Origin of the sequence: Flammeovirga sp. SJP92, assembly GCF_001583495.1 — a bacterium.
Taxonomy (GTDB): Bacteria; Bacteroidota; Bacteroidia; order Cytophagales; family Flammeovirgaceae; genus Flammeovirga.
The window spans coordinates 63,060-75,092 of record NZ_LQAQ01000074.1 but is presented as its reverse complement, the minus strand read 5'-3'; the positions used below and the strand labels follow the sequence as shown (position 1 = coordinate 75,092).

The window sequence follows — 12,033 nt, the reverse complement described above, 5'->3', positions numbered from 1 at the left end:
TTTTTCCAACTCCAACATAGCTTCTCTCAAGTAACCATAAGTCTCCCTAAGAGATTTCATACTTTCATCTGATTCATAATTATAAAAATCCTTATAGGTATGTAATTCGATCAAATTATAATCTCTTCCATCCACTTGTTTTAATAGAGGTGTATTGTATAAGGCTGGTGTTTGGGCTATTTTTTCAAAAGTGTAATCTTCATCAAAATCTAACTCTCCTAAGATCATCTTCCAGCATATTGGAATACCTGTAAAAGGAAAATCGTTTAAATGACGAAACATAATTTCATTAGTATATATACCTTTTGTTGTTTCATCATTAATTAAAGTTCTTAGATCATAACGGATAGGTATTGTCAATTCTAAGAAAAAAGGTTTATAATAATTGAAAATATCTTCAAACTTATGCTCATTCAAGGCATCTTTACCGAAATATAAATCAAAACAATTTTTAGAGTATTTTTTTTCATAATCCCTTTCATCTTTCGACTCTCCCAACCTTGTAAATTCCAAGGAAAAATCTTCGCTTTTTAAATAAATGTTTACATTATATCCTTTATAATCATCTGAATTTAAAAAATCAATTATAATACTAAATTCAAAATCAGCTTTTAGAAAAGTATTATAATCTCCTAGGAGTTCATACTCTAACTCCATAGTTTCAAATTCTCCATTAAATGGACGTATGAACAAATTTTTAAAGTAATTTTCACTTAACTGATTTCCTTCTAATTGCAGACCTGAAAAATACAATGAATTTTCTTTCATATTAATTTTTAATTATTTGTAATTGTCCTTGATCATCAAGGTATTTAACTCTAACATAATTACCTTTACTTATATCTATTTCCTTTTTCTTAGCTACTTTTTGAATCTGTTTATAAGCCTTCTCCGCCGCCATTCTAGCACTATCACCAGCTTTTTTACCTACTTTATGTTCAATAAAAATATAGTCCATTCCATTAAGAATAAAACTTTCAATATCTTTTATACTTATGAATGATGAGAGGTTGAAAATTAAAAAACACTTCCTAAATTACTTCAAGAAGTGTTCTCACTATTCCACAATTACTATCTTTTTTCGATTATAACTGAAAACGCTTTTCCAAAGGTGGAATCATATCCTCTTTTTCCAACTCCAACATAGCTTCTCTCAAGTAACCATAAGTCTCCCTAAGAGATTTCATACTTTCATCTGATTCATAATTATAAAAATCCTTATAGGTATGTAATTCGATCAAATTATAATCTCTTCCATCAACTTGTTTTAATAGAGGGCTATTATATAAAGCAGGCGTTTGGGATATTTTTTCAAAAGTGTAATCTTCATCAAACTTCAATTCTCCTAAGATCATCTTCCAACATATTGATATTCCTGTAAATGGAAAATCATTTAAATGACGAAACATAATTTCATTAGTATATATACCATTTGTTGTTTCATCATTAATTAAAGTTCTAAGATCATATCGAATAGGTACTGTTAATTCTAAGAATAAAGGTTTATAATAATTGAAAAGTTCTTCAAACTTATCCTCATTCAAAGCTCTTTTATCAAAATATAAATCAATGGAAGTATTTGAATATTTTTTATCATAGTCTCTTTCATCTTTGTAATCATTATCTCCTAACTTTGTAAACTGTAAGAAAAATAAATCACTTCTCAAATGAATATTAATATTACATTTTTTATACTCATCTGAACTTAAGAAGTTGATAATAGTATTAAAGTCAAATTCTTTGTTAATTACTGTTACAAATTCTCTATCAACTTCATACTTCAATTCCATAGTCTTAAATTCTTCAACAAATGGATTAATAAACAAACCTTGAAAATACTCTTCTTTGAAATGAATATCATCTAATTGTAACCCTATAAACTGCAATAAATTTTCTTTCATATCAATCTTTAATTAATTATATGTAACTGACCTTCATCGTCAAGGTATTTCACTCTAATTAGTATATTTTCTATCACTTCAGCTTTCTTTTTCTTAGCTACCTTTTTAATTTGATCATAAGCCTTCTCCGCCGCCATTCTAGCATTATCACCAGCTTTTTTACCTACTTTATGTTCAATAAAAATATAGTCCATTCCATTAAGAATAAAACTTTCAATATCTTTTATGCTTATGGATGATGAGAGGTTGAAAATTAAAAAACACTTCCTAAATTACTTCAAGAAGTGTTCTCACTATTCCACAATTACTATCTTTTTTCGATTATAACTGAAAACGCTCTTCCAAAGGTGGAATCATGTCCTTTTTTTCCAACTCCAACATAGCTTCTCTCAAGTAACCATAAGTCTCCCTAAGAGATTTCATACTTTCCTCTGATTCATAATTATAAAAATCCTTATAGGTATGTAATTCGATCAAATTATAATCTCTTCCATCCACTTGTTTTAATAGAGGGGTATTATATAAAGCAGGCGTTTGGGATATTTTTTCAAAAGTGTAATCCTCATCAAAATCTAACTCTCCTAAAATCATCTTCCAGCATATTGGAATACCTGTAAAAGGAAAATCGTTTAAATGGCGAAACATAATTTCATTAGTATATTTACCGCTTGTTGTCTCATCTGTTATTATTGTCCCGAATTCATAAGAAATAGGTATTGTAAACCTTAAAAAAAAAGATTTATAAAAATTATATAATAAATTGAGTTTGCTCTCAGCTATAACGTTTTCATTAAATGTTAATTCAATAGACGTATTAGAGTATTTCTTATCATAATCTCTCTCATCTTTATATCCTTCGTCACTTAGTCTAGCAAAGTCTAAAGTTACATTTAAATTCCTCAAATATATTTTTATATTATTTTGTTTGTAAAGGTCTGATTTTATGAAACTAATTATTTTTTCAAGATTAAAAGAACCTTCCATAAACAACTCATATTCACCAGTTTGAATTGATTTAAATTCTAAAATCATTCTTTGAAAATCTCCTAAAAATTTATTTGAAAATATTTCTCTATAAAAACTTTCTTCTTGAACTATTTTATCTTGTTGTAAACCATTAAACAAGATGAAATTCTCTTTTATATTCATTTATATATTTGGTTTAAATAATTGTAATTGACCTTGATCATCAAGGTATTTAATTCTAATTAAAGGTCTATTCTTAACAAAAACTTTTACTTTCTTCTTTTTTGCTATATCATCGATCTTTTGATAAGCCTTCTCCGCCGCCATTCTAGCATTATCACCAGCTTTTTTACCTACTTTATGTTCAATAAAAATATAGTCCATTCCATTAAGAATAAAACTTTCAATATCTTTTATGCCTGTAGATGATGATAAGTTGGAAAGGATTTCTTTATATCCTTCTTTTTTCTTTAATATCATATCTAAAAGGATTATATAATTTTCAATTTGTGTTTCTGAAATCCCTCCATTAGTATATCCCGCTTTCACTTCTATTAAAAATGAAACAACATTTTTATGTTTATTTCCACTAATGAAAGAACTAAATAAACCATCAGGCTGAAAATTAACTGTATTCCCTTTTAAGTTTTTGAAAGTTTCACTCTTGTCTAATATTGGTTTAATGATATTCACCTCAATATTCTTAGGAATCTTATACAATATTCTTATAATTCTTTCTTGCAGAATATAATGTTCTGCAACCGAACCAAACCCTTGTCTAAATGGTTGTAAAAACTCCGTCAATAATGATGGTTTATCGGGTATTATTTGAACATAATGTGCGTAAAATCCTTTTCTGAATTTTGACTCCACATCTCCAAGATTTTTATATTTTGAAAAGTCAAAATCATCTAAATATTTCAGTAAATCCCTGTACTTTTCCTTTACCATGGAACTTGGCAGCTTATTCTTTCTTATAAGTTGTACCAACTCGGGGTTCGTTGCCTCTATAAGTAACAGTCCCTTTTCTCTTTCAGATTTAATCCCTTTAAAAAGGTCTGTTAGTGGAATATCATCTTTTACTCCGTTTAGAAATTTTTTAAGTTTTTCTGGATCTTTGATTACTGCTTCTACACTACTGATAAATTTTTTAGCCTTTATATCTTGTAATTTTTCTCCTTCAAACTTTTTTAAATATTTAGGTATATCTTCTACTGCTATCGTTTCAAGATGTCGAATAATCTTATCTATATCATCAAAATCTAATCCACCCGCTCCTTCTGAAATATTAATAATCAATTTATGGAAAATCGCAGAAAAGCTGACTTTATTTTGTTCAAATTTTGAATTTTCAATAAGCCCCTCAAAAGCTTTAATACACCTTTTCACTTTTTCATTATCAGCATTTTTTAATGCTATAGTCAGTTTTTCTATTTTATAACTAAACTCTAAGAATACTTCTGTGATGTGTGTTAATACATCTTTTTTCACATCCGCTTTAAGTAAAAAGTTTATAAAATCAGTAATACTTTCTTTATCATGCTTAATTAAGAATTCTTGATGTTTCTTCACCACTTTTTTAAATAGTTCAGCTGCTTCCGCACTAAGTCCTTTACAGATTTCATCAGTATCATCAAGAAGATTATGTTTGAGAGTGAAATATTGGCTTCTCTCCAGTTTATTAAGTAGTACATATAACTCTTCTTTAATAACCTGAGGGGCTTTCTCTTTTAAGATATATTTTAGTGTATCTTGATAAGCACTTCTCCTAACATTTACCTTATGTAAAAGTTCTTCAACAAATTCTGATACATTGTGTATCTTACCTTTATCTTTTAATACAGTACCTAACTCTGTAAGTTCACTACTGATTGATTTACCACTTCTTAAAGCTTTTGATAATTTAGGCAATACCTTGATGACATCATATAAATCTATAATGGCACCTGCATAAGCCACTAAAAGCCAGCCCAGTGCTGGATCTTTTTGACTTAAAGCTAGTTCTGGGTCAATTGACGTATTGGCGATTGCTTTATCTTCAAAATACTCTGTATGAACATAATATAGGTCTATACCAGTTACTGCAAGTGAGCTAGCTCCAAGAACTCCTGCCAAAACTGGGTAACCTGCACCTCCTGTGTATGCCGTTAATATTCCTGCTCCAATACTTAATAATGCTAACCCAAGATCTCTAAATAGTTTATCGTCTTCAGCATTCTGAACTTGACCGTCTATATATTCATTATAATGACTTAAGTTTGTAAAATTACAATTGAGTTTTGCCTCCTCAATGACAAGTTCCATTGCTAATACTTTCTCAGGTTTAGAAAGTACTGTTTCACGAACATCTTCTATATTTTCAAGACGTTCAACAATATGTTCTTTAAAATGCTGTGCTAATCCCTGAGAAGAATTTTTATCTTTTACATACTCTTCATAGAGGCTCAGAAGATTAATTTTAGGATCAAGAAAAATTGGGTGGTTTGAAGCCAGTTTATTTCTAATGCTATTACTGTATGCTATGGTATTTTGTTTTGCTTTATGATACAGTTCATCAGCTGGATTATCCTTAGAAATAGAAGTACCATATGATGAGCTTCCTCCGTCAATAAGCGCTTTAGTCCAGAAATATTTATTTTCTATACCTTTTAATTCAGATAAGTGTTGTAACTCTTTTTCGTAAGAGCATAAAGATTCGAAATGATTTTGAGCATTATTCTTTATGATCCCATTGTATTCCTGAAGTAATTTACTTTCACTTTTAGCTAACCATAGCTCAACTATTTCTACTGCTTTTGGAAGGAAAGTTCCATTATAAAATTTTTTTGATGTCTTTACTAAATGTTCATTGAATGCATTTTCATTAGCAAAACCTTGATCATTTAAGGCTACTTTATATTTTTGCTTTATTTTTTTTAGTTCCTCATGTGATGCACTTTTACTTGCTTTATCCTCAAGATCATTTTTAATTTCGAGTAATTCAGATATATCAAGGTCCCCTTCTAATTGTTGGTCAACTTTTTTATTCTTAGTTATCACCGATGCATAAGATTTTGTAGAAAGATCTTTTAAAAAGAATTTAAGTTCTTCCTCCTCGAGCTCTCTGTCATAATCAAAACCAGCACACTTCCTTTTAATAACCTCCACATTAGGATGATTCTTAATCAACTTTAAAAATAACCAATAAGGTATTTCACCTTTGACTTTTAATATCCAGTTTACCTTCTGTAATACTGAAATAGTTTTCCAGTCTTGAATACCAACAATAAACTCATGAATATTTAAATTAAGTACAACATGTCTTACAAGAAAATCATCATTGAAAAAATATTTTTCGTCTTTAGTTGTAAATAAACGCATTACTTGAGGAGCTATTTCATCAAAATCAGAAAATAGGCCTCTTTCAGCTTCTGCAACTTTTCTTAATTCATGATAAAAAGTAGGAGAAGTTTCAATCTTAGCTTTTTCTTTATTATTCTGAGATGCTAATAACATCTTTTTCAATTTATCTAGCCGTTCTCCATCAATTCTTCTTTGGTTCGCTAAATATTGCTCTTTTGATTTTTGAGATATTGGCTGATACTCTTGATTATTATCTTCCTCTTGATCATAATCGTTACTATGAGATTTATATTTTTGCATGTTAGTTTTTGTTATATCAAAGCACGCTTAAGTAAAATAGACATTACCCAGAAATGCTTTCCATTATTTAGTCTACATTCTTTTTCCAATATGTACAGAGACCCGATTTAAGCCATCAATTATTGGCCTAAGATTATATTCTTCAGCTTGCATATGAAGCGTTGCGTCAGTAGTTGCTTTCATTAAATTGTTCAATAGTTTCACGCTTTCACTAAAATAAATTCAGTTTGGGAATGTATAGTTAGTTTAAGCTAAATCAAAAAATAGTTCTCAAATATAACTATGTTTTGTTAATGTAAAACTATTTACATTCGCATTTCTACTTCTTAATGTCGAAGAAGAATTTCATCTAATAGTCATTCAATAGCCCACACCTCTACAATTTATTTTTTCCTGAACTAAATTACTGTTATTGAAACGGGTGTAATCCTTAGGTGTTTTTTGTGATTTATGATTTAAATCCAAAACAAATTTTTCATTTCTGTGTTTATGGATTAACAAATTTACAATAATACAATAATGAAAAAATTTTTAGTGATTGGTGGTTCATCAGGGATCGGAAGAGCAGTAGTAAAACAGCTTTCAGATAAAGGGCATGAAGTTTTTGCTACTTACAACACTACTTCTCCTCTTGATGATTATAGCAATGTACAGTTCTTTCCCCTCAATATTCTAGACGAAACACTTGACTTTTCTGTTATTCCTAATGAATTAGATGGATTAGTATACTGTCCAGGGGCAATTGATCTGCAACCATTCTCTAAAATTGCACCACAGGCATTTATTGATGATTTCAATTTGCAGGTGGTAGGTGCTGTGAAAGTGATACAAGCTTGTATTAATGCTCTTCGAAAAGGTAAAGGATCGGTTGTCCTTTATTCTACTGTGGCCAATCAGATGGGCTTTAAGTATCATAGTTTAGTGGCTGCTTCTAAAGGAGCAATTGAAGGGCTTACAAAGTCTTTGGCTTCAGAGTACGCTCCGAAAGTACGTTTTAATGCAGTTGCCCCTTCTTTGACAGCTACTCCGTTGGCTTCGAAATTTTTGGGCAGTGATGCCAAAGTAGAAGCCAATGCCAAAACTCATCCATTACAACGCATTGGCATTGCGGAAGATATTGCCAATATCACTACTTTTTTATTGTCAGACCAATCGTCATGGATCACAGGACAGGTGATGCATGTAGATGGAGGATTATCAACCCTAAAAATGTAAAAGCTATGTTCGGATTATTTAAGAAAAAATCGAAGAAAGAGGTGCTCGAAAAAAAATATAAAAAGTTATTGGAAGAATCGCACCGTTTGTCCACCGTCAATAGAATGGAGAGCGACAAAAAAATGTATGAAGCCAATCAAGTTTTAGAAGAAATTGAAAAATTATAAATATGGGATTCTATCAGTTTAAAGCATCACAGGATATACCAGCATCCAAAGAGGAAATCTGGGATTTTATTTCTTCACCGAAAAATCTAAAAGAAATCACACCCGACTATATGGGCTTTGATATCACTTCTGAACATGCATCAGATAAAATGTATCAAGGTATGATTATCACTTATAAAGTCAGTCCTCTTTTGGGTATTAAGATGGACTGGATGACTGAAATAACACATGTAAGGGAAGGTGAATATTTTGTAGATGAGCAACGTGTTGGTCCTTATAATTTATGGCATCATCAGCATATTTTAATTCCAAATGAAAATGGTGTCACTATGAAAGACATTGTCACCTACTCTCCTCCTTTTGGACCTCTTGGTGATATTGCGAACGCAGTCATGATCAAAAGTAAATTGAAAGAAATTTTTGCTTACAGAAAAAAAGTGATTGAAGAAAAGTGGGGCGTTTTGAAAGCTAAAACAGCATAAAGGTCGATTGAAAGACCAAATAAAAATTAGTGCATTCTAATTAGTCATCAAAGAAAATCATAATTGTAATTATCCTCTGTTTAAGAGACCATAATTAACTATTTCTTGACCAATAAATAATCCCTTGTAGAATTAATTTTCGACAAGGGATTTATCTTTTTAAAGGTTGTTTTCCTTTTCTAAACTTACTTTATAGACCGCTGTATGATTGTATTTTTCTTGTGGTTGAAGAACAATACTTGGAAAATGGGAGTGTTGTGGTGCATCCGGGAAAAACTGAGCTTCAAAACAGATGGCCTCTCTTGGTTTGAAAGATTTTCCATCATCACTTTTATCATTTCCTGAAAGAAAGTTGGCAGTATAAATTTGTACTCCCGGCAGTGTGGTACTCATCTCCATTTTAATTCCAGATTGAGGGTCAATAGCAGTGATCAAAGGCAATCTATTATCCTTTTTTACAAAATTATGATCCAATCCATTGGCCAATACTATTTGTGTCTCTTTACTCTCTACAGTCTCTTCTATTCTTTTTAATGTTCTGAAGTCAAAGACTGAATTCTCCACAGCTCTAAGCTCTCCAGTAGGTAAACCTCCATGTCTTAAAGGAGTAAAATGATCTGCATTGACCATTAACTGAAGATCCAAAACGCTTCCCTCTCCTGCTCCTTTCAGATTAAAAAAAGCATGATTACTTAAATTGAGGACGGTGGTTTGATCCACAACGGCCTCATAATCTATCTCTAACTCATTTTGATCTGTTAAATGGTATTCTACAAAAACATGAAGATTGCCCGGAAATCCTCCTGCACCATCTTCAGAGAAGTAGCTTAGCCTTACAGTATTTTGACGGATGGAAGCAATAGACCAAAATTTATCATGAAACCCTTCACTTCCACCATGCAAAATAAAGTTCTCATCTGTTAAATTCAATGGCTTACCTTCTAATTCAAAGTTCTGAAGACGGTTGGCCACTCGTCCAACAATAGCTCCGTAATAAGGTGCATCTGCTTCTTGATATTGTTGTAATGTAGAAAAACCAAGAACAATATTTCTGAAATGATCTTCCTTATCTTTTACATACCAAGAAACAATCCTTGCTCCATAGTTAGTGATTTCAACACTGTTGCCTATAGCATTTTGTAACTTTATAATTTTAAATTCATTGGACTCATCTCTTACTTCTTCATGAAGATGTTTTTTTGCTGGTCCACATCCTATGAGGATTATCAATAGGAGTATCAATAGTTTGTAATTCATTGTGGTTTTCATTTCACTTTAAAACTAATGACTTACTGGTAAACTGAAGGTGGAGAAAATGGGCAAATATAGAGGTGAATTAAGATTTTCGCCTCCAAATAAAATTATAAAAGAATAGTCCCCCCTTATTAAGCATTTTTTTGTATGTCTATGATGCTAACACTTTATAAAATCACTTGATTTAAAGAAATTTAGTAAGTAGATTGTTAAACAATTACACAACTTTCTATGTCTATATAGAAAAACTAACGCATGATCTATTACAATAATAAAAATGTCTTTATAACTGGCGGAACTAGCGGGATTGGATTAGAAATGGGCAAACAACTCTCTTATTTTGGTGCTAATGTGATTCTTTTTGGACGAAAAAATTTTGAAAATGCAATCAACACAGTTAGCAGTGTAGGGAATGGAAATAAAATCCATACCATTTTTATGGAAACAACCGATTTAAACTCTGTCCAGAGCGGGTTTGATGAAGGTAAAGAAATCATCGGAAACCCTGATATTGTTATTCATTCAGCGGGTATTGGACGGTGTGTACCTTTTTCAGAATTCTCACAAGAAGAATTTGAACAAGTCAACAACGTCAATCTTTTTGGCTCGCGTAATGTGGCTGAAGTGGCACTTCATTACTTAAAAGAGACCAAGGGGCAACTGATGTTTATTGTTTCACTGGCAGGCATTGTCACCAATTATGGTTACTCTGCTTATTGTGCCTCAAAATATGCCACACTCGGCTTAGCTGGGGTATTGAGAAGTGAATGGCAACCTTTAGGTATCAGCGTCACGGCCGCTTGTCCACCTGAGATTACAACACCTTTAGTTGAAAAGGAAAGAATAGAGTCTCCAGAAGTAGCAAAACTGTTAAAGAATTTTGCTGGAAACCTCCCTTTGGATTACGCCTGCAGGTATATGCTGAAAGGACTTTCTAAAAGAAAATACATGGTCATTCCAGGTTTCAAGGCCAAGTTTGTGGCACTTACACAGCGTCTTGCCCCAAGTATTAATAACTATATCAGTGATTTAATTATCGCACGTCATACTACAAAGTAATTTTACCCCTTCACAATAACAATATTATGCTTCAACAACTCCTAGATGAACTAAGTTGTATTTCAAAACTTACTGATTTGGAACAAAAAATGATCAAAGACCTTATCTCAGTAAAACATTTAGATGAGGGTGAATTTTGGTTTTATGAGGGAAAGAAAACGGATCAAGTGGCTTTTGTGGCTAAAGGCTATCTAAGAAAATATTTTATGGTAGATGGAAACGAAAAAACAGATTATTTCTATTTTGAAGGATCTTTCACAGGCGATCTACCTTCTATTATTTCTAAAAAACCGTGTAAATCATTCAATATCGCAATGGAATCCACTACTTTACTGACACTCTCGTATTATGAAATCAGTGAATTGGCCAAGGAATCTATTAATATAGAAAGGTTGCTCCGGAAAGTAACCGAGAGAGGATTTCTAATGTACTATGATAAAGCAACCTCTCTTATTTTACAATCACCAAAAGAAAGGTATGATGATTTATTACGCCAAAACCCAAGAGTATTACAGAAAGCAACACAATACCATATTGCTTCTTATTTAGGAATTACGCCTCAGCATCTTTCCAGGTTAAGAAACACCAAACGAAATTAACATTTGTGAATGCATAGGGCTTTTCTGATCATGTTCTTTGTGATTATAAATCATCAAATTTTATAATCATGAAGTTCATTTTCAAACATGCCAATGGCAAAAACCTTAACCTTCTGTTTTTTGCTTTTCTAAGCTCCTATTTATTCTTAAATACAGGTCAGCATCCCTTTTCAATTCCAAGCGTCATCCAGCAATCCGATGGATTTGCCATCCTCAATGTGGTGCCTTATTATGATGCTGAGACAGCATATGTCTTTTTGAATGCCTACACTTCATCAGCTATCGAAATTTATTACCGTATTCTGTGTTTTGATTTCCTTGTGCTGATTCCGCTGTATGTTTCTTTTTTCTCTATGTCACTCATTTTCTTATTGCAGCGTTTGAGTCATTTGAAAAATGACGTCCTCCAAAAAATTGCATTATTGCCTTTCATTGCAGGGATACTGAATATTGCGGAAGACCTGATTATCGTTTTTTTACTCTATGATTTTCCTAATCAATGGTTAGTCATAGCTACAATTTCTGGACTACTGACAGCTTCAAAATCAATGGTTACGGTCATTTGTCTGTTGGGTGTCTTTGGGCTTTATTTGGTTTGGGGAATGAAAAAAATCTTTAAGAATAAGCATTTTTTTTAAGAAACACTTATGATGAAAAAAGATGAGGTGAAACAAAAATTTAATAGAAAAAAGGCCATCTCTCCTAAAAGAGACAGCCCAATCAACTTTACTGTTCGCTAAAAATTATT

General features: G+C 31.6%; 13 protein-coding genes. 6 read left to right on the top strand and 7 right to left on the bottom strand.

All coding sequences use genetic code 11. The features are described 5' to 3' along the window. The 6 genes from AVL50_RS17475 to AVL50_RS17450 form a co-directional block, all read right to left on the bottom strand. The coding region (locus tag AVL50_RS17475) for a hypothetical protein (RefSeq protein ID WP_157491389.1) at nt 1–768 on the bottom strand (768 nt) is incomplete at its 3' end. Nucleotide 769: 1 nt separating this feature from the next. Next, nucleotides 770–958 (bottom strand): hypothetical protein, encoded by a 189-nt coding sequence (locus AVL50_RS17470; protein WP_062617784.1) that lies wholly within the window; start codon nt 956–958, stop codon nt 770–772. 127 nt (nt 959–1,085) lie between these two features. Continuing rightward, nucleotides 1,086–1,901, bottom strand: a complete 816-nt coding sequence (locus AVL50_RS17465) for a hypothetical protein (protein ID WP_062617783.1) — start codon at nt 1,899–1,901, stop codon at nt 1,086–1,088. Nucleotides 1,902–1,909: 8 nt separating this feature from the next. Further along, nucleotides 1,910–2,095, bottom strand: coding sequence for a hypothetical protein (locus tag AVL50_RS17460; RefSeq protein WP_062617782.1), 186 nt, complete (start codon nt 2,093–2,095; stop codon nt 1,910–1,912). A gap of 127 nt (nt 2,096–2,222) precedes the next feature. Further along, nucleotides 2,223–3,050: a hypothetical protein gene (locus AVL50_RS17455; protein WP_062617781.1), complete on the bottom strand. Its 828-nt coding sequence runs from the start codon at nt 3,048–3,050 to the stop codon at nt 2,223–2,225. Further along, nucleotides 3,051–6,509 (bottom strand): hypothetical protein, encoded by a 3,459-nt coding sequence (locus tag AVL50_RS17450; protein WP_062617780.1) that lies wholly within the window; start codon nt 6,507–6,509, stop codon nt 3,051–3,053. It lies immediately after the preceding gene. 519 nt (nt 6,510–7,028) lie between these two features. Here AVL50_RS17450 and AVL50_RS17445 point away from each other — a divergent pair. Genes AVL50_RS17445 through AVL50_RS17440 form a run of 3 tightly spaced genes read left to right on the top strand, consistent with a single transcriptional unit; the run spans nt 7,029 to nt 8,373 of the window. Then, on the top strand, nt 7,029–7,724 hold the full coding sequence (locus AVL50_RS17445) for an SDR family NAD(P)-dependent oxidoreductase (RefSeq protein ID WP_062617779.1): 696 nt from the start codon (nt 7,029–7,031) through the stop codon (nt 7,722–7,724). 5 nt (nt 7,725–7,729) lie between these two features. Continuing rightward, the gene (locus tag AVL50_RS33040; protein ID WP_157491388.1) at nt 7,730–7,891 is read left to right on the top strand and encodes a Lacal_2735 family protein; all 162 of its coding nucleotides are present in this window, start codon (nt 7,730–7,732) and stop codon (nt 7,889–7,891) included. A 2-nt stretch (nt 7,892–7,893) separates the two neighbouring features. After that, nucleotides 7,894–8,373 (top strand): SRPBCC family protein, encoded by a 480-nt coding sequence (locus tag AVL50_RS17440; RefSeq protein WP_062617778.1) that lies wholly within the window; start codon nt 7,894–7,896, stop codon nt 8,371–8,373. Nucleotides 8,374–8,532: 159 nt separating this feature from the next. Here the strand turns inward: AVL50_RS17440 and AVL50_RS17435 are convergent, their stop codons facing one another. After that, a complete protein-coding gene (locus AVL50_RS17435) occupies nt 8,533–9,630 on the bottom strand; it encodes an aldose epimerase family protein (protein WP_172826870.1) in 1,098 nt (365 codons plus the stop codon). Between the two features lie 252 nt (nt 9,631–9,882). On the opposite strand from AVL50_RS17435, the gene AVL50_RS17430 reads away from it, so the two are divergent. The 3 genes from AVL50_RS17430 (at nt 9,883) to AVL50_RS17420 (ending at nt 11,923) form a co-directional block, all read left to right on the top strand. Beyond that, nucleotides 9,883–10,686: an SDR family NAD(P)-dependent oxidoreductase gene (locus tag AVL50_RS17430; protein WP_062617776.1), complete on the top strand. Its 804-nt coding sequence runs from the start codon at nt 9,883–9,885 to the stop codon at nt 10,684–10,686. Nucleotides 10,687–10,712: 26 nt separating this feature from the next. Next, nucleotides 10,713–11,285: a Crp/Fnr family transcriptional regulator gene (locus AVL50_RS17425; RefSeq protein ID WP_062617775.1), complete on the top strand. Its 573-nt coding sequence runs from the start codon at nt 10,713–10,715 to the stop codon at nt 11,283–11,285. A gap of 68 nt (nt 11,286–11,353) precedes the next feature. Then, a complete protein-coding gene (locus tag AVL50_RS17420; RefSeq protein WP_062617774.1) occupies nt 11,354–11,923 on the top strand; it encodes a hypothetical protein in 570 nt (189 codons plus the stop codon). Nucleotides 11,924–12,033: the final 110 nt, after the last annotated feature.

Excerpts from the sequence above, each read along its gene's own strand:
- AVL50_RS33040 (WP_157491388.1), top strand. The coding sequence starts at position 7,730 with ATGTTCGGATTATTTAAGAAAAAATCGAAGAAAGAGGTGCTCGAAAAA.
- AVL50_RS17430 (WP_062617776.1), top strand. The coding sequence starts at position 9,883 with ATGATCTATTACAATAATAAAAATGTCTTTATAACTGGCGGAACTAGC.
- AVL50_RS17440 (WP_062617778.1), top strand. The coding sequence starts at position 7,894 with ATGGGATTCTATCAGTTTAAAGCATCACAGGATATACCAGCATCCAAA.
- AVL50_RS17435 (WP_172826870.1), bottom strand. The coding sequence starts at position 9,630 with ATGAATTACAAACTATTGATACTCCTATTGATAATCCTCATAGGATGT.
- AVL50_RS17425 (WP_062617775.1), top strand. The coding sequence starts at position 10,713 with ATGCTTCAACAACTCCTAGATGAACTAAGTTGTATTTCAAAACTTACT.
- AVL50_RS17450 (WP_062617780.1), bottom strand. The coding sequence starts at position 6,509 with ATGCAAAAATATAAATCTCATAGTAACGATTATGATCAAGAGGAAGAT.
- AVL50_RS17445 (WP_062617779.1), top strand. The coding sequence starts at position 7,029 with ATGAAAAAATTTTTAGTGATTGGTGGTTCATCAGGGATCGGAAGAGCA.
- AVL50_RS17420 (WP_062617774.1), top strand. The coding sequence starts at position 11,354 with ATGAAGTTCATTTTCAAACATGCCAATGGCAAAAACCTTAACCTTCTG.
- AVL50_RS17460 (WP_062617782.1), bottom strand. The coding sequence starts at position 2,095 with ATGGACTATATTTTTATTGAACATAAAGTAGGTAAAAAAGCTGGTGAT.
- AVL50_RS17465 (WP_062617783.1), bottom strand. The coding sequence starts at position 1,901 with ATGAAAGAAAATTTATTGCAGTTTATAGGGTTACAATTAGATGATATT.
- AVL50_RS17470 (WP_062617784.1), bottom strand. The coding sequence starts at position 958 with ATGGACTATATTTTTATTGAACATAAAGTAGGTAAAAAAGCTGGTGAT.
- AVL50_RS17455 (WP_062617781.1), bottom strand. The coding sequence starts at position 3,050 with ATGAATATAAAAGAGAATTTCATCTTGTTTAATGGTTTACAACAAGAT.